We start from the raw sequence: 19,644 nt of genomic DNA, 5'->3' as shown, positions 1-19,644 counted from the left end.
TTGAAGTAGATGTTCTTAAATGGGTTTGCGTTGACAGCGTCAATCAGCGCAGGTTAGCGTCGCAAGCGGCTCCAGCCGGCCAATAGCCAATCGAGGAGGTGCGCTTTATTCGTTTGACGCAACAACGCATAAAAGGCTAGTGCGTGCGTATGATTGCCCCAACGCACCGTTTGCCGCATTTCCCAGCGCAGGCGCACCGCTAAAGCCGCCACTTCCTTCGGTTTTTTACACAAATCCAGAGCCTTGTGGCAGGTCTGGATAGTGGAATCCAGATGGGGATCTGAGGGTAAATAAGCCGTGCGCGACATGGCCTGAGGATGCTTGCGCTTGCGGGTCGTTACCTCGTCCAGAAAGTAGAAATGCCAGTTGCGCGCCGCCCGAACCCAGAAATCGAAATCTTCATAATAAAGTGTCTCATCGTAGCCTCCTAGCTCGTCGAGGGTGGCACGGCGCATCATCATGGTGGGCGTGCTGATAAAGTAGCGCGCCAGCACATCGGCAAACACGTCGCCGGAGGCAGGGCGCGGCTGTATTCCCTTCGCGGTACGCCGGAAATGGTGGCGCATGAAGCGCGACTGCTCATCTATCAGCTCTGCATCGGAATACACCACACCATAGTTCGCGGGCAGACGCTGAAAAGCCGCAACTTGCTGCGCTACGCGCTGGGGCAGCAGCACGTCATCGGTGGCAAAATCAATCAAAAAAGCCCCCCGCGACTGTCGGAATGCTTGATTGAAGCCAGCGCACAAACCCAGATTTTGAGTATGCAGGATTAGCTTCCAGGCAGGATTGGCGGCCGCGTACTCGCGCAGAATCCGGGGGCTGGCATCGGTGCTGCCATTGTCTACCAAGAAAACCTCGAGCGCAGGGTATGTCTGGGCCAAAATGGAATCCAGCGCTTCCCGTAGGAAAGGCGCATGATTGTGACACAGCGCGACAATCGTTACCAGCGGTTCGGGTTTGCTTGAGGCCAGCTGGGGGGCATTTTTCTCCTTTTCATCAACCATTGCCGCGCCGTAGATAAGAGCGAAAGTACACCGCACTCAATAGCAACAACACCCCGAAGCGTCCCGCGTGCGCCAGTGGCACACCCAGCAGGCCGTAGGTTGGCAACAACCCTTGCAACAACGCTACATACAGCATTGCCGAACCCGCCTGCACCGCCACGTAGCGGCCCACTTGGGCCTTGGCCGTAAGCAGAAACAGCAATAGCCAAGTTAGAAATTTAAGCCAATCTCCCAGAAGCTGGGGGGCAAAAAGGGAACTAGCTGCCGCAAAACGCTCGTCGAAAAGCAAAGGCAGCAACCAGTCGCGCAGAAGATAAATTAGGCTCAGCCCTACAGCCAGCACCGGCGCCAACAGCAGCAGCACCGTTCGCACATAAGCCTGTTGCGCACTTGGCTGGGTGCTAAGTGCGGCCAGACGCGGGTAGTATACGCTGCTCATCAGGCCCGTAAATACCATGGTGTAGTTATCTGAAACTTTCGCCACGGCTTGCCAGAGGTCGGTTTGGGCCAATCCGAAGCGCGCAATTAACACTTCGCGAAGCGCAAAATTCACGGCCGTTCCAAACAAAAGCAAACTACCCGCCATCAGCAGAAAGCGGCCTAAACCCCGCAAGGCTGTCCGGCTTACCTTGCCCCGTATGCGCGGCAAAAGGCCTGCCCGCCAACATACTACCACCGTAGGTAGTAGCGTAAGGCCCTGCGCCAGCAGATACGTAAGGAGCACTTGCTCAATGCGCCATCCGAGCGCTAAGGCTGCTCCTATTCCACTCACGCTCAGGAAGCTAAGCGTTACCGTCAGCCAAACATAAGCCCGCAACTTCCCGGCTGCCAGCAACACCGAGCCAAGCAAGGCATGCGCCGAGAGCATACTGATACCCAAAACAAACCACAAGAACCAGCCGGCAGTCAGCCGGAATACGCCCACCAAGGGCCCCGGCGCCAATACCAGCGCCAGACCGCCCAGCACCAGGCCTACCATATTCAGGATAATACCGGCCCCAAACCAGGCCCGGTAGCGGCCCGAGCCGGCACGCAATGGCGCCAGATATTTTACCACGCCCACGTGCACGCCATCGTTGGGCAAGGTGGTGAACAGCGCCAGCAGATTCTGAAAATGCGCCAACAGCGTAAGCCCACCGGGGCCGCCGTACAGCGCCAGCATTTTATTCAGAAGCAAGGCGCCACCCGTCCGCGCTCCGATGCCCAGCGTTGAGCCCAAGGAGCCGCGCAAAAACCGCCCAAGCACTGTGGCTTCAGACTGGGAGGCAATTTGGGCAGTGCCGGGGGGCAATTTGGAACGCACGAATCAGGGTTTTACAGTTCCACCTGCTAACGTGAGCTGACCTGAAGGAGAATGGCCGTAGCGCTAGTGGTTATCGGGTGCAATATTACCCGCTGAGCCGTATTAATTTTCGGAAGAAAGCAGACTTGTCAACGCAGCTACTCAGCCTCCCACTCCAGAGTCAATTTTAAACTTAAAACCCCCCCCAGATGCCGCTTAAACTGCAAAAGCGATTGATTTAAGCCTGTAGGCAGCGTAGAAGTACCCAAATCGAGCAGAGACAAGTTGCTGGCGCGGCCAAAAGCGTGCAGCCCTTCATTGAGTAACACCACCGGGCTAAACGCGTTATAAGTCAGTGGGCTAGCTGGGTAAAAGTTGTACAGTACCCGCTCGTTTACCTGAATGGCTACCGTAAGCGCAGCCCACTCACCCATCGGGTCGCGCACCGAGAACAGGAAATGGTTGTTGGGGAACACCCGAAACAGTTCGGTCAACCTTTCCTCGCTAAGCGACAGATGCTGCCCTTTTTCCTCACGGCAGCGCCGTAAAAACTCGTAGGCTTTTGGCAGAAAAAACAGCGGTTCCTGCTCAAAGTGAAAGCCGTGGCGCCGACACTTAGCCAAGCGCCGCCGCTCCGATGGGTGCAGTCGCGCCTCAAAGTTTTGCTCCAGTGGCAAGTGGTTATTCAATTCGGCTAGCGTCACCTTATAGCTTAACTGGCTCAATACCTGCGTCATCAGCGCGCTTCCTGCAGGGTCGTAGGCAAAAGGATAGGCGCGTATGCGTAGCCGCCGCACTCCTACTTCCTCAAGCATTGCGTGCACCGCCAGCATAAAAGACTTTAGCGCCGCCGCCGGTACTCCAGCAGCCATCTGAATTCCCCCAAATGGGGCCTGATACGGGCTGTAAGCCAGCGCATTCGTATCGGCATCAATAAAAATATGCAGTTGGGCTGCGGTCTGGGCGCGAGTGTGGTCTTCCAGGTAAAACGCCAGATGCTGGCCCGCCGACCTTTGTAGGCCAAGATGAGCCGGCTGCAGGTACAGAAAAGACTCGAACGCCAGCGGCAGAGCAGGTTCGCTACCCTGTCCACACCGCACCACGTACTGGGCTTCAGATGTAGAGAAAGCAAGCAGTTGGGGAGCGCCTGTGGTGGAGTTCACTAAAGAAAACGTCAAATTCGGACTGCGAAATTACGAGTAAAACCGCGCGGTTCGCTTTACTTATCAAACAATGATGCCATTAAACCAAGCCGTTCCACTCGTAAGTTGAGGTCAATCTGATCCTAACCCTCCTTACCTTAGATACCGCAAACGCTTCATTTTTTCCTTTTGCAGCATGGAACCCACTTCGTCGCAACCCACCGCTAGCCCAGCGCCCGACAGCCCAGAGACGGAGCATCCTAATGGCGTAGCCGACCGCGACGCGACACGGCAGGCCAAGGAGCAATCCGTTGGCCAGCGGCCGGGCACGCTCACCATCCGCTCCGACGCCTTGATCCCGCGCTTGTTCATGATTTCGTACACCAACGATTTCTTTCTGGAAAAAGAGTACAGCAGCTATGCTGAGCTAATGCAGTACTTCCAGGCCAACCAGCACCTCAAGCACTGGATTGATGTTCGTGGCTACAATGATTTGGCGCTGCTACAGCACCTAATGGCCGATTTTGCTATTCACCCGCTTCTAATGGAAGATGTGCTCAGCGATTATCAGCGGGCCAAAGTAGATATTCTCGACGATGGGCGGCTGTTTTTGGTGTCGCGCATGACGGAGTTTACGCCGCTATTAGAAATTGACGACGACCAGCTTTCCATCTTCACGGGGCCCAACTATATTCTCAGCTTTCAGGATGACTACGAAGACTGTCTTGAAGCCGTGCGTAACCGGCTGCGTTCAGGCTTCAGCCAGATAAAAAGTCGTTCTTCCCTCTACCTCGCCTATGCCCTCACCGATGTAGTGCTCGATCACTACTATCCGACCATGGCCGCCATTGGCGACTATATCGAAACCCTAGAACACCGGATTCTGACCGGGCGGCGGGGCGACCGACGCCTGCTCAACCGTATTCTGCACGTCAAGAAAGATATCATTCGTTTCCGGCGCCTAGTGTATCCTGAGCGCGAGAAAATCGCGGAAATTCTACGGCAGCCCGAAGACGTGATACCTGATGATATCAAGCTATTCTTCCGCGATTGCTACGACCACGCTATCCAAAGTCTCGACCTGGCCGAGAGCTACCGCGAATCGGTGAGCAGCCTCGTGGAGCTGTTTATGTCAGATCAAAACAACCGGATGAATGAGGTAATGAAAGTATTAACCATCATCAGCAGCATCTTCATTCCCCTCAGCTTTGTAGTAGGCCTGTATGGTATGAACTTTCAGCGCGAAGCACCTGATGGCCGCATCAATCATCTGAATATGCCGGAACTCTACGAACCCTGGGGCTACCCCGTATTGCTGGGTGTTCTGGCTATTATTGTAATGGGTCAGCTTATCTACTTCTACCGAAAAGGCTGGCTTACTAGCCGCTGAGCAGTTAGTTATCCAGAATGCAAAAAAGCCCCCCAAACCCTGAATTAGGGCGTCTGGGGGGCTTTTTTGAGCGCAGGATTAGCGCCGGGTTTGCAGGGAAGCAGATGGGGCCCGTGATGCGGGCGAGCTACCAGAGTTGAGCTGGTTGTTTTTGTGCTTTTTATAATAAGCAGTAGCCTCCCGATATGATTCTGATTTACGGTCGGCCTTGTCGCGCACCACGCTGTAATACCGAAGCGCCGTTTTCACATCACGCTGAGCCGCAGCCATTTGGGCCAGGCTTTGGTTGGCATACACGTAGAATCCAACTGTTGTCTCGCCGGCTGATTCCGCAAATACGATGCACCGCTCGTAGTAATCTTTGGCCTTCGCTTGGTCTTTGTAGCGTAACTGCATCAGTGAGCCCAGCATATAGGTAGCATACTTACCGCTTACGCCCTCGTAGCCGGGCATTCCCCGGTTGAGCTTCGCCAAAATATCGCGGCTCACCCGCTCGCATTCCTGGTTTTGCTGCTCCCGAAAGCAAGTAAGCGCGTAGATGCGCTGAAAGTAGCCGTTATCGGGGTAAGTAGTGGCCAGATAGCGTGCTACAGGAAGGCATTGGGCAGGATTATCTTCCTCATTCAGCAGGATTTTCATCAGGAAGAATTTCGCTTCCATGCCGGTATAAAAGCCATTATCGGCCACAGTACGCAGCTGTTGCAGACCTAGCTTTTGGTTGCCCTTGGGGAAAAACAGCAACACTGGACGTAGCAAAGGATAATTCTCCGAAATCCAGACGGCATAATAATTCATGAGCGCCTCCCCTAGCAGGAAGTCAGGGCTCAAGCCATTAGCTTCCTTGCTCTTAGCTAAGTAGTCGAGGGCGCGCTTGCTGCTTACGGTCGCTTTGCGCCAGTTAGACCGTTCCGCGTTCAGGCGGGCATCGAAGCCATAGGCAGCAGACAGAAAAAAGCAGGCTTCGTAGTTCTTATTATCGGCTTCGTACAGCTTCTCGGCATGGGTAATGGCCGTATCCATATAAGCATATAGCAGCTTATCATACTTTTTCTCCTGCATGTTGGTAGGCAGAATCTTCCACCAAGTACTCAGGCCAAGCAGGAAATACGGCATCGGATGCTCGGGGTAGCGCCGCCTCAACGACCGAAACTGCTTCTCCGCTTTATCAAATTTGAAGTTGTACAGATTGTCTACCGCACCTTCCAGTTCTGTCTGGATATCCTGGTCGAGCAGCAGCCAGCCTTTCGTATCTACGGCGCCGGGAAGCACCTCTACATCAGCTACCTCTATACCGGGCATGACGGGCACTGGCGGCACGCCGTTAGAGCTTTGCGCTAGTGTTAAGAAAGGAAATAAGCCAAAAAATAAGAGTAAAAGTTTTCTATACATAGTACAACTTTAGAGCCTTCTTTCCTTTCATTACTTGAAGTTAGAAACTTGCAAGTTAAAACAACATTTTTGGCTATTTATCTTCGATTATTATAATAAAAAATAAACCCCGTTATCTTCGCAGGATAACGGGGTAATGCAAGCAATTAGTGTACCTAAGCCGAAGAATGGTTCTGGTAAAGGCTCTAATTCATTTTCAAATCAGTGCGTCGCAACTCTGCTTCTACTGTACGGAATAAGTAGTAGGTACCAGTCACAGCCTCGTAATGTAGACCAACTTCAGGGGCGGTGCTCACAAATGGCTGCCCTCCTACCAAGCGTCCCTGAGAGTCGTAAACGTAGGCCCGATGGGGAGCCGGCTCCGTGATTACAACTACGCGCCGACCGGCGCCAAAGTCAAAGTATTGGATAGGCTTGCGGCCCGAGGTCAGGAAGTTTTGCGTTAAAAGCTGGCGGCCCGATGGTTCAAAGATACTTACTCTGCCGCCCTCTTCGCGCGCTACCACGTAGCTGCGGCGGGCTTGGTCAGGCACGAGGCGAAAGACTGAGCTGCGGCTCCAGGTAGCTACCCGGCTGCGGCTGATTACGTCGCCACTTAGGTTAAAGGTAATTCTCTCCCCGTGCTGGTTTACTACCGTAAGGCGGGTGCGACCCAAGGTAGTACTTGCCTCCACGAAAGCGCCCGTATTGAGTCGGGAGCCCACACTAAGGGGAAAGCCGGGATACAGATTGCCTTGCTGATTATAGGCATACACATAGCCATTCTCCAGCAGCGCCACAATTACTGTACGTCCGCCAACAACCAGATAATGAGGTGGCGCGGCCAAGTTGAAATCCAGTCGCTTAGGTTGCCAGCCGGGAAAAATCCGACCATTGGTATCAAACAAAAACAGATTGCCACCGCCGCCGCCAACTAGCAGGCCGGGGGGCGTTTTTCCGATGGCTGGACCTGCGGTAAGCGAACTGGCGCGTACCGTATCGGGCAGGTTCAGGGGGAAGTTTGGCGCCAAACGCCCCTGTATGTCGAGCAGGTGCAACTGAGTGGGCGTAGCTAGCAAATAGCCCAAATTGCCCCCCACCGGTAATCGACTGACGGGTTCAATCAGCGGCCCCGGCAGCGTATCTGACCAGGCTACCACATTATCGGGAGTTACGTAGTGCAGCACTTGCGCCTTGTCCTGCACGAGCACGCCGGGTATCCTGGCTCCTTTAATGGTTACCAAGGTAGGTGAGCTGGATAAGGGAGTTTTGAAGGTGAGTAAGCCGCCCGTAGCATTGGCACCTTGCAGGCCGGCCACAGCCGGACCTACCGCCGGATGACGCAGCAACAGCTGGGTGTAGTATTGGGCATCTTCGTCGGCTTCATTGGTGGGAGGCACAAACTGCAATGCCAGCTGGGGAAATCGCTTAAACAAAGCCTCGTTGCGCAGCAGGCCCGCCCGGCGCTCCTCCACCAAAGCCCGCAGCAGCACGTTCCAGCTATTTCGGGTATCCATAATTAGGCTTACGCGCGCCAGCGGCTGCGTTTCTTGCAGGAAGGCAACCTGCGCGGGCGAGCTGCTCCAGGTGGCCTTACTAACCACATCATCCAGCCAGGTGCGCAGCGTAGCAGCATCTTTTCCAAAGGCCAGATAATCACCGACCTGCGCTATCACAGGAGCCTCATCGAAGCCTGTAAAAAAGCCCCCCAGAAGGCGGCTGGGTAATTCGGGCACACCGCCCTGATATATCCGGTAAGGACCTACCCGCTCAAAGGAAGGACTCGTGCCGGTGAGGCGGCGCAGCTGGCCCAGTAATGTAGCCGTGCGGAGTGGATCGGGGCAATAAACCAGCGCGAGCTTAGCCGGAATCTGGCGGGGCGACGAAGAGCCTAGATAGCACAAAGCGGCCTCCCGGCTGAAGGACGCCGTCAGGCTGTCGAGCAGAGAACTGGTGCGGTCCGCGAGCGTATCGATCGGGGCTGACCGCCGCGCCACCGGAAGCCTGGTCATGTCCTGCAAGCCGAGGTGTAACAGCAAGGCGGTGCGCAGCGGTAGCACGTCGGCCATGCGCAGGCGCTGGGCAGATTGGCCGCGCAGACGCTGGTGCAAAGCATCGCGGGTGGTTTCAGGATTAGTGAAGCCGTTGAATAAGATCTTATTGCCCACAAGCTTCATTCCCAGCAAGCCATTGCGCCCTAGGCCCGTTATACTTTCCAGGCTGGGCCGCAGTTCAGGGCGAAAGAAGACACCCAGAAAGCGCGGGAACTGCCGGTAATTAAGCAACAGCATCGCATCTACATCCTTATGCTGGAGATAGTCGGTATTTTTAAAATCGGCAGCAATTGAAGGTAGTTCGGGTTGCTCCAGGCGTCTTACTACCGTTTCCACCAGGCCCGCATTAGTACTCATAATGAGTTGGTTGCGGTAGTTCAGGAACGTAATTCCATGGCCCGTGCCCCGCAGCCGCAAGTCCGTAATCTGCTGGCCACGATATTCCCGCGTGGTTACGCGGTAGCGCGCATCCTGGCCCAAGCCGTTTATCAGCCCCCGTAGCTGACGGTATTCTCGTACGGTGCCAATAGGCACTTGAAACAAGAGGTCGAAAGTAGTAGGGCCCGTGACGTGTAGGGAGGTGAGAACCAGCTTAGTGCCCAAAAAGCCCATCACCACACTTGGGCTACCAGACACACTATCAATCAGGGCCGAATTCTCCTCGATCTGCTGAAAGTAGCGCACCCCGGTTAGGTTGTCCCAAATTTGGGTTTCCTTCAGATGGCGCACCAGCGTAGGATGGTCGCGGGTGGCGATAACCAACGCAGCATCGTCGGGCACCAGTGCCCAGGGATCCACGGGGGTGCTGGCCACCGAACGGCGGTAATACAGGTAAGAGCCGAGGGCCGAAACCAGCAGCAGTCCTACCAAAAACACCAGAAGCTTCTGCGACATTAGGTGGCCGGGGTGCGTGACAAGGGGGCAAAGGTAACTATTCGGCTATGCGCCCCGGAAGGTTGTACGCAGATAGGCTGCACATGACGAAGAACCTCGCTACTCAATAAAATTCACCTGCTGGGGCGGAAACAGCCGCTGCACCAAATTTTCTAACCGACGCTGCGTGTTCCGCACCTTCTTTTTAATTGGCAGCTTCTGATAATCGAAGGTACTCAGTGCAGCCAATTCAGCCTCTACCGTACGTGTTTTGAGGTGAGACTCAAGGAAAAAAGCGCTGATACTTGCATTCCAATCGTCTTTGGTGCTCCAGTAGTGCCCAATGTAGGTACGCGCCGCCCAAAGGGTATAGGTTTCGGCCAAAGCCACTGACAAGGCAAACTGCTCAATAAGGCGCGGCGTAACCTGCTGCTCGCATAGCTCGTCGCAAATGCGAAGCGCCAACTCGATGGCCTCCAGATTCTTGGAAGCAGGAATGCCAACCACGCCAGCATTCCACATGGGGCGCTGCTCGTGCATAGCGACGCCGCCAAAGCTCCGATCTTTTACCTGCTGCCACATTCGTCGTTCCGTTTTACTAGTCAGGTTGGCTAAGGAGCCTTCTGCTTCGTGCATGAAAGCTATTCCATCGGCTAACTCCTGGCTTATTTTAGCTAACGAGCCGTGTAGAAACGTGTCGGTATCGAGGTAGAGCAGCGGTACTTCTGGGTGCTGACGAACGGCGTACTCCAGGGCCTTAATCTTGGCCCGCCAAAAAAACCTGTACTCTCCCTGCCACTCCAGTAAAGTATGGGCGTCGAGCGTATGCACGATTATGTGCTGGGCCAGATGCAAATAGAAATCGGGGGCGTCGGTAACGACGGTAATCCCAGCCAACCCACTGTTCTTTTGCCGCAAAAAGGATAAGATGGAAAAGTGCGCCTGAAAGTGATTTTGCAGGTTGTTACCAAATACCAGATAAAGGAGTTGCATGGCGTAATGTATGATTTCTGGCCCAATTCAGTTCAGAGTCGGCTTTCCTTTGACTTAAGATCTTTTTGCCCTACTTTTTAACTATCGCAATGAAGTGAGGCTGACAACAAGATGCCTAAGCGGCGCTGATGCCATGACGCTGACAGGCGTAGCTCGGCAATAAGGTATTAACCTCAAATGGCTTACAGCGGATGAACTCCTTACTTTATTTAGCCTACGGCTACAATGACATTTGCAGTGAAGCCCTTTATAGCATTCTGTCTTACAACAAGGTAGCCCAAGCTTCGCCAGCCAATATTTGTGTTTATACGGATCGACCAGAAGAGTTTCAGAAGGTGCTAGGAGAGCGGTCAGATGTTAAATATCCAGCTATTTCACCCGAGCAATGGCAAGCCTGGTACGGCAGCCGTGTGTACCTGCTCAAAATCGCGGTATTGGAACACGCTGCGACACACTACCCTGGCAATCTGTTGTTTGCGGACACCGACACTATTTGGATACGCGATCCTGCGCCTGTTTTTCAAGCCATCGCAAGGGGGCAGCGGTTCATGCACATTTGTGAAGGCACCATGGCTGAGGGCAATGAACTCAGCCGCAAAATATACCGTCGCCTGAACAGACATCAATGGCATATTGGTAGCTATTCACTTCATATACATGCTACTACGCAGTTGTATAACTCGGGGGTAATTGGGCTTCCCAGCCCCGCAATAAAGGCGCTACCGGATGTGCGCGAGTTGGCTGAGGCTCTGTACTCCAGTTATAACAGGCACATTATGGAGCAGTTAGCTTTCAGTATGCGGTTTCAGGTAGATGGGTCCATTGCCGAGGCGGCACCGTATGTGCTACACTACTGGAATCTGAAGGACATAAGGCCAACTATGGCTCAGCTTTTTCAGAAGTACCAGCATTGCGGCCCCGATGAGCTGTACGAGCGCGCCACCCGCCTCGATATTCCGCGCCTGCATCATGAGGAGTTGGCTTACCGCAACTTGCCCCGCTGGCGGCGCACCATGCTCAAGCTAATGGGGCGCCACTGGCGGCTGCCGAAGCTGGAGGTTTAGCACTCCCATTTATACCTTTTCGGCTATAATTTGCCCCCCAGATCAACCCTATCGAACTGGAAAGGGCTTTTCTTTTCTATCTTCCGCCCCTGAATCTACTTCTACCCTCTCTCATGCCTGAAAAACAAGGTCAATTTCAACGCGCCATTACGCTCTTCGATGCCATCATGATTGTGACGGGCAGCATGATTGGTTCTGGTATTTTCATTGTTTCCGCTGACATCTCGCGGAAAGTAGGTTCACCCGGCTGGCTGCTGGTCGTGTGGCTGGTTACCGGCTTTATTACGCTGGCCGGGGCGGTAAGCTATGGCGAGCTGGCCTCCATGTTTCCGAAGGTGGGGGGGCAATACGTATATCTGCGTGAGGCCTACAATAAGCTCGTGGCCTTTCTGTATGGCTGGTCGCTGTTTCTGGTTATCCAAACCGGTGTAATAGCGGCGGTAGCGGTGGCCTTTGCACGGTTTGTAGGAGTGCTGGTGCCGTGGTTTAGCGAAGACCATATTCTGTTCTCCATCCTAGGCTTCAGGCTTAACACCGTTATGCTATTAGCGGTGCTTATGCTTGTGGGCCTGACTTGGGTGAATGCGCAAGGAGTGCGCGGCGGCAAGCTTATCTCGAACATATTCGGTACTACCAAGCTGGTAGCACTAGCCCTCCTGATTATGTTTGGTTTGGCGCTGGGCATCAATCAGGAAGCCCTCGCCGTCAACTTTAGTGATATGTGGCAGGCGGCTAGCTTCTCCCCTACGGGCGAGGCAGTGCCCCTGAGTGTCTGGGGGCTGGTTGGCGCCATTGGCTTGGCAATGACTGGCTCGTTGTTTAGCTCCGACGCCTGGAATAACATCGGCTTCTCCGGCGACGAAATCGTGCGGCCCGAGCGCACCATCGTGCTCAGCATGGCCATCGGTACGGCCATTGTTACGGGCTTGTATCTACTTATCAACCTAGTATATCTACTGGTGCTTCCTTTGAAAGGCAGCCCCGAGGCGACTGATATTCTGGGGCGTGGAATCATGTACACCAAGGGTGACTTGGTAGCTACGGCCGTGGCAGAGAGCATTTTGGGTCGGGCCGGCGCGTACGTAATGGCTGTGCTTATCATGATCAGCACATTTGGTGCTAACAACAGCATCATCCTAAGTGGGGCGCGCGCTTACTACGCTATGGCCAAAGACGGCTTGTTCTTTCCCGGTATGGCACGGCTCAACAAAGCTGGCGTGCCTGGTGTGGCGCTTTGGGCCCAATGCCTGTGGGCCTGCGGGTTGTGCCTGACGGGTTCTTATGGGCAACTGCTTAACTATGTGATGTTTTCGGTAATTCTGTTCTATGTAATCACCATCATTGGCATCTTCATTCTGCGCCGCACGCGCCCCGATGCGCCCCGCCCGTACAAAGCACTTGGCTATCCGGTTATTCCGCTGCTCTACGTCATTCTGGCCTCTGCCTTCTGCGTTATCCTGCTTGTATCGCCCGAGACGGCGCGCGACTCGGGCCTTGGGCTGCTGCTGGTAGCCGTGGGAGTGCCGGTGTACTTCTTCTTTGGCAAGCGGTTCGCTGCTCGTCCTGAGTCGAAAGTGAAGGTTTAAAGTCATAACCTATAAAAAAAGCCCCCCAGCTATGTAGCTGGGGGGCTTTTTTGTGGGCGGTGCCTAATATATTATTAGTCTTTGCGTTGCTCAGCCGTTTCAGTGCTGGGGTGCAGACTCATGGTGAGGGGGGCGCTGCTGCTCACTATCACGTCGCGGTCTTGGTAGCCACCGTAGCCATAGCGAAGGGTTTTCTTACCAGCAGCCGGCACTTCCAAGGAGAAGATACCTTGCTCATCGGTGGTAACGGCTATTGCGCTGCCCTGCAAATAAACGGTGGCACCAGCTAACGGCTTACCTTCTTCGTTGCGAATGCGGCCGGTGAGCACCACTGTAGCGGCGGTAGAGCTAACAGCAACCGGAGCAGCTTCAGTAACTACCGAAGTTGCCGGGGCAGCAACCTTTCCCTTCTTATCCTTCGCGGTAGGATCGTTTGCGTGAGCAAAATTGGAAAGTAAACAGCTGCCTGCTATCATCAGAGCCAGCATTGGCCGATGTAGGGCCTTAAGGGTAACGAGTGAGGTCATTGTAGCAGCAACAGGTAGTGAGAGGGGCGGGTGAAAGATTAGGTGGATTACTCCCGTTCCTAAGTTTCATGTTGTAAATATATATGAATCGTCACATATCAAACAATGCTTTTATAAATATTTAGTCATAATAAGTGACACAATCATGATTAAGGCTGTTTTAACACAGCTAAAGCACTTTTTCAAGAAATATTTTTTCGAAGCTCGACCATAAATATTTATCAATTGCTATACTAACGACCCATAGCTATATTTATAAATGGGCAAATCAGCCTAAAACATACGCTTTATAAAGCCCGGCTGACACTTTCAGTGGCGCATATAGCAGCTGTAGCAACGCAACAGCGAACCACAGCGAAATGCACGCAAAAAACCCCACGCCGGGAGCGTGGGGTTTTTTGCGTGCATTTCGCTGTGTGCTATTTATTGTGAGATAGTACCATCCTTAGGTGGCTCGCCGGAAGTGCTGGCTTTCTTCTCGCCAAACTCCTGTTCTCCCGAACGCACTTTGTGATCTAGCTCATAGGTACCTTCGGCTTCAAAACCAGGACCTTGAGCTTGCTCGCCGGCATTTTTATGGTCGTTGCCACCTTGGGGAGTAGTTTCGTCGCCCCCGATGTGCAGGTTTTCGAGTTGGTCTTTCTGGTCGCTGCGCTGGGTGTAGCCGTTGGCACCTGTATTGCGCTGAGCCGACGGGTCATTCGCTTCTTTGCCGTTGCTTTCGGTCTGCTGAACCTTCTTATGGGCCTCGAACTCCTCGTTTTTAGAAACGCCCTTGCCCTCGGTAATGTCGCCGTTCTCGTTATTATCGTTGTCGCCGAAAAGTTTATCTAAGATCATCGTCGTATGTTTTCTGGGTGGAATACCTGAGTTTCTTTTGCTTACGGCTGATGGCAACACACAGTTATGGCTATAGTTGCGGCACCACCCTGTCTTTACAAGGTGTTTAGCGACCAATCGTATGGATAATAATCAACAGTATAGGTAGCCGGAATGGGCTGCGCGGCCCGGTACTGATTGAGGTAAGGAATAAGAGCCTGCCCCGATGCTTTAAAGTCATCGGCGTACCACTTAAAGATTTCCGAAACCTGCACTTTTTTAGCCGCTGCATTCAGCCGAATAAACGTAGGATCAGTGAGCACGCGCTTGGTTTGAGCTGACAGCTGAGCATCAAGTGTGGGAGCGGCAAAGGATTCGCGGCTGAGCCGGGGGCAGCCTTTAGCAGCGCATACTAAGGCAAAATGAATACGCGAGTCGTTATAAGGCTTCCGTAGCTTATTAGTTTCCAACTCATTCAGCGTCATTTTTTCGCCGGCTACGGTGAAAGTCAGCTTATCAAAAAAGCCCGGCACCTTCATCACCGACGTTAATGGAAAGCGCTCCACTACTGCCCCAATCACAACTAGGTTGTAGGCGTTGAGATAGAACGCTTTGCGCTCGGCCGCCGGGATATTTTTGGTATCGAAACTCCGCACGGTTTGCAGCAGATTATTCAGCTCAGCAGGCTGCTTCTTGATGGCGGCGTAGTTTACGTTGCCATCAGCATTCACATACTTTTGCAGGAAAGCCGACGTGGCAGTAGTGAAAGATGGCGCACTTGGAGCTGCCAAAATGCCCCCCAGCGGTAGCCAGAGGGCTATTAGCAAAATCAACAGGCGCAAGGGTCGAAGGATCTGAAATCCGGAAGGACGCATAAATGAGTAAGTTTAGGGGAAATACGGCCAACTGATCCACCGTGGATTTGCAAACCTGACACCACTAACCAATGTTGTGCTCTGCAAGTTGCGAGCTACGCTCGGCTGGGGGGCTTTTTTGATATGTTATGCTTTTAAAGGTCGGTCATAATAGGTAGTCATGCAGAGCGGTAGCGAAGCATCTCGCGTGCTGACTCAAGATTACTAATCTCAGCAAACACGCGAGATGCTTCACGCCGCTCGGCATGACAGTCTACCTGCATAACTATCAATAAAGAGAAGACGCTTAATACTCAACATCTAAAACTCATCCATGCACCTGGTTATCATCGGTAACGGTATTACGGGCGTGACGGCGGCCCAAACCGTGCGGCGCCTCCAGCCGGCGGCGCGCATCACGCTCGTGTCGGATGAGAGTGAGCACCACTACTCGCGCACGGCTCTGATGTACGTGTACATGGGCCACCTGCGCTATCAGGATATAAAGCCCTATGAGGACTGGTTTTGGAAAGAAAATCGGCTTGAGCTGGTGCATGCGACGGCTACGGGCCTTGATGCTGACCAACATCAAGTTCAGCTCAATAATGGCCAAACTATTTCCTATGATAAGTTGCTGCTGGCCACCGGCTCCGTGTCGCGGCGCGCAGGTTGGCCCGGCCAAGAGCTGCTAGGAGTGCAGGGCCTTTATGGGCTGCCCGATTTAACCCAGATGGAACGGGATACGCAGGGTATCAGCCGGGGTGTAGTAGTTGGCGGCGGCCTGATTGGGGTGGAGCTGGCCGAAATGCTGCACACCCGCCGCATAGCTGCCACGGTGCTCGTGCGCGACCAACATTATTGGGGCTCCGTTTTGCCCCCCGAAGAAGCTGAACTCGTAGACCAGCAGTTTCGTCAGCACAAAGTGGACGTGCGCTATCGCACGGAGCTGCACGAGATACTGGGCGATGCCAACGGCCGCGTGCGCGCTATTGTGACCAGCCAAGGCGAGGAAATACCGTGTCAGTGGGTTGGGTTGGGTATCGGTGTCACGCCGAATTTAAGTTTGGCCCAAAGCTCGGCAGTAGAAACCGACCGGGGAATTCTGGTTGATGAGTTGCTGCAAACTAACCTACCCGACGTGTACGCCGCCGGCGACTGCGCCCAGCACCGGCAGCCCGGCGCGGGCGAGGTGCCCATCGAGCAGCTTTGGTATACCGGGCGTATGCAGGGCGAAACCGTGGCCCACACCATATGCGGCCGGCCTACCCCCTATCGGCGCGGCGTGTGGTTTAACTCGGCCAAGTTTTTTAACCTCGAGTATCAAACCTATGGTCAGGTGCCCGCGCGCACGCCTAGTGATGTGGAAAGCTTCTACTGGCAGCATCCTACCGGCAACTGCGCCCTACGCATCAATTTTGCCCCCCAAGCTAATGATGCGGTGGTTGGGTTTAACGCGATGGGTCTGCGCCTGCGCCAGGCAGTATGCGAAAACTGGATCAAGACCAAAACGCCCATCCAGACGGTTATCGGGCAGCTAAAAACCGCCAACTTTGACCCCGAGTTTTACCGCCGCCACGAGCCAGCTATTCAGCGGCAGTTTGCTGAAATGTTGGCCGTAAAACGGTAATAACTGAATTAAAAGAGCGTCTACTTGATTTATCGTTCTTAGCACCTTCACCTGACTGTCAGGTATTTCTCATTTAATTGCTCCCCGTGGATCTTTCCAAACTCTATCGTCCCAGCGCCCTCAACAGCTACCAGTTCATCGCCATCACCGGCCTGATCATGAGCATTGGCGCTCACCTGATACTTCACTTTTTTGCCCCCCAGCAGATGCCAGAAGGCTTTAACTGGCTGTATCTGTGCTGGACGGCCGTTTATATCATCGGCTCGCTCATAAACCTTTTTGGCAAGCCCGACGAAGGCCACCATCACCACCATCATTAAGCTAATTTGCTCACACTAGATGATCGTGTGGAGCAGAATGAAGCGTCAGCACGCGAGATGCTTCGCTCTGCTCTGCATGACGTTCAGTAAAGTTATTCTCATTACCCCTCGCTGCTCTTCTATGGAAGTTACTTCCGATCACTCCTTTGCCCTTGCACAGGCGCCTTTACCGGTAACTGATGCGAAGGAGAAAGCTACACTAGCAGCTGTGGCGCTGGGGTTGCTGGCATTGCTAGGTGCTGCCTTCGATGCTGATGTGGCCCGGGCTCGCCTGAGCGTGTATATTGCCCTGGCTCTTATCAGTGGCGGTACGCTGGCTTGGGCCTGGTATAAATTTGGGCGAGGGGAGGCGGGCGTAAAGCAGAACAACCTGTGGCTGCGCGCCAGTACCAGCCGCGGGGCCATTGCTTGGATTACGGGCTTGGTGCTCACGGGCTTCTATGTCCTGCTGTACTGGTTTCCGCAGTACCTCGAAAACCTAATCCGCACGCTTGACCCATTCAGCCAGGCGTTGCGCAACCGCGCCGCCGACCAGTGGTTTTTGTACGGTACCTTCTATACGCTGGCCGTGCTGCTCATGGGTGGCCGGGCCTTATGGAAATATCGCCACTCCCGCTACCAGCTCATTCGTACCGTATCGGTGATGTTTTTTCAGCTGGGCTTCGCGTTTTTGCTGCCGGGCGTGCTGTTATTTTTTCAACAACCCGAGTTCTACTTCTCATACTTCTGGCCGCTGAAGTATGATTACCTGTTTCCGGGCGGAGTGGCTGATCTGGTAAGGAATGGCGGTCTGGGCGTGTTTATGGTGTTCTGGGGGGCAATTATGTCGCTGGTAGCTACGCCTATACTCACCTACTTTTATGGTAAGCGCTGGTATTGCTCGTGGGTATGCGGCTGCGGTGGCCTGGCCGAAACTGCCGGCGACCCTTATCGTCACTTATCCGACAAAAGCCGGGCTGCCTGGCGCTGGGAAGTACGCCTCGTGTATCCCATTCTCGCCCTGATTGTATTGATAACGATACTGTTATGGGTGAACCAACTGTATGGCAGCTTTCTAGGGGAAATTGGCAATAGCCTCAACAGATTCTACGGTTTTGCTATTGGAGCCGTGTTTTCGGGCGTTGTGGGTGTGGGCTTCTACCCCATTATGGGCAACAGGGTGTGGTGCCGGTTTGGCTGCCCCATGGCGGCTTACCTGGGTTTGCTCCAAAAGCACTTTTCCCGCTTCCGCATTACCACCAACGGCGGCCAGTGCATCAGTTGCGGCAACTGCTCCAACGTCTGCGAAATGGGCATCGATGTAAAGCAGTACGCTCAGCGTGGCGAGCCCATCATCCGGGCCTCCTGCGTGGGCTGTGGCATGTGCTCCACCGCCTGCCCGCGCGGCGTACTCAACCTAGAAAACGCCCCCCGCGAAGGCCGCTACCAAGGCAGTCAACTTATTCACGCGGATTCATTGCGGATACTGAGCTAGGCTTTGTTGCCTGCTAATAAGACACAAGGCCACACGACTTATAAGTCGTGTGGCCTTGTGCGTTGAGATGCATTTGTCATTCTAGGCCGTCATGTCGAGCGGAGCGAAGCATCTTGCGTGTTTACCAGGTTTACTAATCTAGCATCAGCACGCGAAATGCTTCACTGCGTTCTGCATGACGTTTAAAAAGTTTAGCATCAATTCTTTACCTACTTCAGAAACGCCAGCAGCGCGGCTTGAAACTCCTTCGGCACCTCCAGATGCGGAATGTGGCCTACTTTCTCTAGGGCTACCAATTTTGCCCCCCGGATCTGCTCGGCGGTGCGCTTTCCTAACGCGGGGTATTGGCCCAATGTTGCCAGCACTTTCGCATCTTTCACTAAGCCCTTGCCTACTACCGTACGGTCTTGCTGACCAATGATAAGCAGCGTAGGCACGGCTACACGATTGAACTCGTAAGCCACTGGCTGCTGATAAATCATCTGATAGGTAAGCGCACTGGCCAGGGCAACTTTCGGGAAATCGGGGTGAGTTGTTTGGGCGGCCAGCGGGCGCACCCACTGGTCGTGGGCTGCGGGGTAGCCATTGGGGTAATAGGTTGCGTGGTACTTGCGGATGCTCGCTTCCGTGGTTTTCAGCTCCGTTGCCAGCGACTGATCCACCGATTGAAACGGCACCCCGACGCGGTAATCCTCCAGACCAATGGGGTTTTCCAGCACCAGCCTTTCCGTGGTTTCAGGATAAAGCAGGGCAAAGCGGGTGGCCAGCATTCCGCCCATGCTATGGCCCACAATTATGGCTTTGCGCACGCCCAGCGTGTCGAGCAGCTGCTTCGTATTGTGTGCCAGCTGATGAAACGAATAGTAGAGCGTCGGCTTATCTGACTTACCAAAACCCACCTGATCAGGCGCGACCACCCGAAAGCCAGCTTGGGTCAGCACCTTAATAGTCTCGCGCCAATAAGCGGCAAAGAAGTTCTTACCGTGCAAAAGCACCACGGTGTGGCCGTTGGCGCGGACGGTGGGCGCCACGTCCATGTAAGCCATGCGCACAGCCCGTCCCTCCAGTTTCAGCGCCAACGTTTTGACGGGGTACGGATACGCGTAGCCGTCGAGGGTAGCGTTGAGACTGGGGGGCGTTTGGGCTAAAAGCTGAAGCGGCAGCAGAAGCAGCAGGAACGGAATAAGCTTTTTCATAGGGTTGTGGGGTACGACTAACGTAGTACGCCCCGCTACACCAAGCGTTCTGATTCTGCTGGCTTCTT

The 19,644-nt window shown here is 54.0% G+C and carries 16 protein-coding genes; 6 read left to right on the top strand and 10 right to left on the bottom strand.

The annotated features are described in order from the left end of the window. Positions 1-53: 53 nt before the first annotated feature. From H8B13_RS13625 to H8B13_RS13615, 3 genes are all read right to left on the bottom strand, one after another. On the bottom strand, positions 54-1,007 hold the full coding sequence (locus tag H8B13_RS13625) for a glycosyltransferase family 2 protein (RefSeq protein ID WP_187311350.1): 954 nt from the start codon (positions 1,005-1,007) through the stop codon (positions 54-56). After that, complete coding sequence (locus H8B13_RS13620) at positions 1,000-2,310, bottom strand: hypothetical protein (RefSeq protein WP_187311349.1); 1,311 nt, start codon at positions 2,308-2,310, stop codon at positions 1,000-1,002. The genes H8B13_RS13625 and H8B13_RS13620 overlap by 8 nt, the downstream gene beginning before the upstream one ends. Positions 2,311-2,447: 137 nt before the next feature. Then, positions 2,448-3,467 carry a hypothetical protein gene (locus H8B13_RS13615; protein ID WP_187311348.1) on the bottom strand — a complete coding sequence of 340 codons (1,020 nt, stop codon included), beginning with the start codon at positions 3,465-3,467 and terminating at the stop codon, positions 2,448-2,450. A 160-nt stretch (positions 3,468-3,627) separates the two neighbouring features. On the opposite strand from H8B13_RS13615, the gene corA reads away from it, so the two are divergent. Beyond that, a complete protein-coding gene (corA, locus tag H8B13_RS13610; RefSeq protein WP_187311347.1) occupies positions 3,628-4,821 on the top strand; it encodes a magnesium/cobalt transporter CorA in 1,194 nt (397 codons plus the stop codon). A 78-nt stretch (positions 4,822-4,899) separates the two neighbouring features. Here the strand turns inward: corA and H8B13_RS13605 are convergent, their stop codons facing one another. The 3 genes from H8B13_RS13605 to H8B13_RS13595 form a co-directional block, all read right to left on the bottom strand. Further along, positions 4,900-6,120, bottom strand: coding sequence for a tol-pal system protein YbgF (locus H8B13_RS13605; protein ID WP_187311346.1), 1,221 nt, complete (start codon positions 6,118-6,120; stop codon positions 4,900-4,902). Between the two features lie 275 nt (positions 6,121-6,395). Further along, complete coding sequence (locus H8B13_RS13600) at positions 6,396-9,137, bottom strand: hypothetical protein (RefSeq protein WP_187311345.1); 2,742 nt, start codon at positions 9,135-9,137, stop codon at positions 6,396-6,398. Between the two features lie 99 nt (positions 9,138-9,236). Beyond that, positions 9,237-10,109 (bottom strand): hypothetical protein, encoded by an 873-nt coding sequence (locus tag H8B13_RS13595; protein ID WP_187311344.1) that lies wholly within the window; start codon positions 10,107-10,109, stop codon positions 9,237-9,239. Between the two features lie 191 nt (positions 10,110-10,300). Between H8B13_RS13595 and H8B13_RS13590 the strand changes: the two genes are divergently transcribed. Together H8B13_RS13590 and H8B13_RS13585 are read left to right on the top strand one after the other, a co-directional pair. After that, positions 10,301-11,173 carry a hypothetical protein gene (locus H8B13_RS13590; protein ID WP_187311343.1) on the top strand — a complete coding sequence of 291 codons (873 nt, stop codon included), beginning with the start codon at positions 10,301-10,303 and terminating at the stop codon, positions 11,171-11,173. Between the two features lie 113 nt (positions 11,174-11,286). After that, positions 11,287-12,759, top strand: a complete 1,473-nt coding sequence (locus H8B13_RS13585; protein WP_187311342.1) for an APC family permease — start codon at positions 11,287-11,289, stop codon at positions 12,757-12,759. 74 nt (positions 12,760-12,833) lie between these two features. Here the strand turns inward: H8B13_RS13585 and H8B13_RS13580 are convergent, their stop codons facing one another. The 3 genes from H8B13_RS13580 to H8B13_RS13570 all read right to left on the bottom strand — a co-directional run bounded on the left by H8B13_RS13580 (position 12,834) and on the right by H8B13_RS13570 (position 14,980). Then, the gene (locus tag H8B13_RS13580; RefSeq protein ID WP_187311341.1) at positions 12,834-13,286 is read right to left on the bottom strand and encodes a carboxypeptidase-like regulatory domain-containing protein; all 453 of its coding nucleotides are present in this window, start codon (positions 13,284-13,286) and stop codon (positions 12,834-12,836) included. Positions 13,287-13,709: 423 nt separating this feature from the next. Next, on the bottom strand, positions 13,710-14,126 hold the full coding sequence (locus tag H8B13_RS13575) for a hypothetical protein (protein ID WP_222841425.1): 417 nt from the start codon (positions 14,124-14,126) through the stop codon (positions 13,710-13,712). Positions 14,127-14,221: 95 nt separating this feature from the next. Beyond that, positions 14,222-14,980, bottom strand: a complete 759-nt coding sequence (locus tag H8B13_RS13570) for a DUF547 domain-containing protein (protein WP_187311340.1) — start codon at positions 14,978-14,980, stop codon at positions 14,222-14,224. A 313-nt stretch (positions 14,981-15,293) separates the two neighbouring features. Here H8B13_RS13570 and H8B13_RS13565 point away from each other — a divergent pair, with 313 nt between their 5' ends. The 3 genes from H8B13_RS13565 (at position 15,294) to H8B13_RS13555 (ending at position 18,380) form a co-directional block, all read left to right on the top strand. Next, positions 15,294-16,586: an NAD(P)/FAD-dependent oxidoreductase gene (locus H8B13_RS13565; protein ID WP_187311339.1), complete on the top strand. Its 1,293-nt coding sequence runs from the start codon at positions 15,294-15,296 to the stop codon at positions 16,584-16,586. Positions 16,587-16,672: 86 nt separating this feature from the next. Next, positions 16,673-16,906 carry a hypothetical protein gene (locus H8B13_RS13560; RefSeq protein ID WP_187311338.1) on the top strand — a complete coding sequence of 78 codons (234 nt, stop codon included), beginning with the start codon at positions 16,673-16,675 and terminating at the stop codon, positions 16,904-16,906. 121 nt (positions 16,907-17,027) lie between these two features. Beyond that, a complete protein-coding gene (locus H8B13_RS13555) occupies positions 17,028-18,380 on the top strand; it encodes a 4Fe-4S binding protein (protein WP_187311337.1) in 1,353 nt (450 codons plus the stop codon). A gap of 209 nt (positions 18,381-18,589) precedes the next feature. Here H8B13_RS13555 and H8B13_RS13550 read toward each other — a convergent pair whose 3' ends face one another. Then, complete coding sequence (locus H8B13_RS13550) at positions 18,590-19,576, bottom strand: alpha/beta fold hydrolase (protein WP_187311336.1); 987 nt, start codon at positions 19,574-19,576, stop codon at positions 18,590-18,592. Between the last annotated feature and the right edge of the window lie 68 nt (positions 19,577-19,644).

The sequence above is a fragment of the Hymenobacter sp. BT188 genome (genome assembly GCF_014333585.1).
Classification (GTDB): Bacteria; Bacteroidota; Bacteroidia; order Cytophagales; family Hymenobacteraceae; genus Hymenobacter.
Note: the sequence above shows the minus strand (reverse complement) of the source record. Positions and strands in the feature narration are given on the sequence as shown.

Coding starts and splice junctions, on each gene's coding strand:
- H8B13_RS13600 (WP_187311345.1), bottom strand. CDS start 9,137: ATGTCGCAGAAGCTTCTGGTGTTTTTGGTAGGACTGCTGCTGGTTTCG.
- H8B13_RS13625 (WP_187311350.1), bottom strand. CDS start 1,007: ATGGTTGATGAAAAGGAGAAAAATGCCCCCCAGCTGGCCTCAAGCAAA.
- corA (WP_187311347.1), top strand. CDS start 3,628: ATGGAACCCACTTCGTCGCAACCCACCGCTAGCCCAGCGCCCGACAGC.
- H8B13_RS13565 (WP_187311339.1), top strand. CDS start 15,294: ATGCACCTGGTTATCATCGGTAACGGTATTACGGGCGTGACGGCGGCC.
- H8B13_RS13585 (WP_187311342.1), top strand. CDS start 11,287: ATGCCTGAAAAACAAGGTCAATTTCAACGCGCCATTACGCTCTTCGAT.
- H8B13_RS13580 (WP_187311341.1), bottom strand. CDS start 13,286: ATGACCTCACTCGTTACCCTTAAGGCCCTACATCGGCCAATGCTGGCT.
- H8B13_RS13555 (WP_187311337.1), top strand. CDS start 17,028: ATGGAAGTTACTTCCGATCACTCCTTTGCCCTTGCACAGGCGCCTTTA.
- H8B13_RS13605 (WP_187311346.1), bottom strand. CDS start 6,120: ATGCCCGGTATAGAGGTAGCTGATGTAGAGGTGCTTCCCGGCGCCGTA.
- H8B13_RS13575 (WP_222841425.1), bottom strand. CDS start 14,126: ATGATCTTAGATAAACTTTTCGGCGACAACGATAATAACGAGAACGGC.
- H8B13_RS13570 (WP_187311340.1), bottom strand. CDS start 14,980: ATGCGTCCTTCCGGATTTCAGATCCTTCGACCCTTGCGCCTGTTGATT.
- H8B13_RS13550 (WP_187311336.1), bottom strand. CDS start 19,576: ATGAAAAAGCTTATTCCGTTCCTGCTGCTTCTGCTGCCGCTTCAGCTT.
- H8B13_RS13595 (WP_187311344.1), bottom strand. CDS start 10,109: ATGCAACTCCTTTATCTGGTATTTGGTAACAACCTGCAAAATCACTTT.
- H8B13_RS13590 (WP_187311343.1), top strand. CDS start 10,301: ATGAACTCCTTACTTTATTTAGCCTACGGCTACAATGACATTTGCAGT.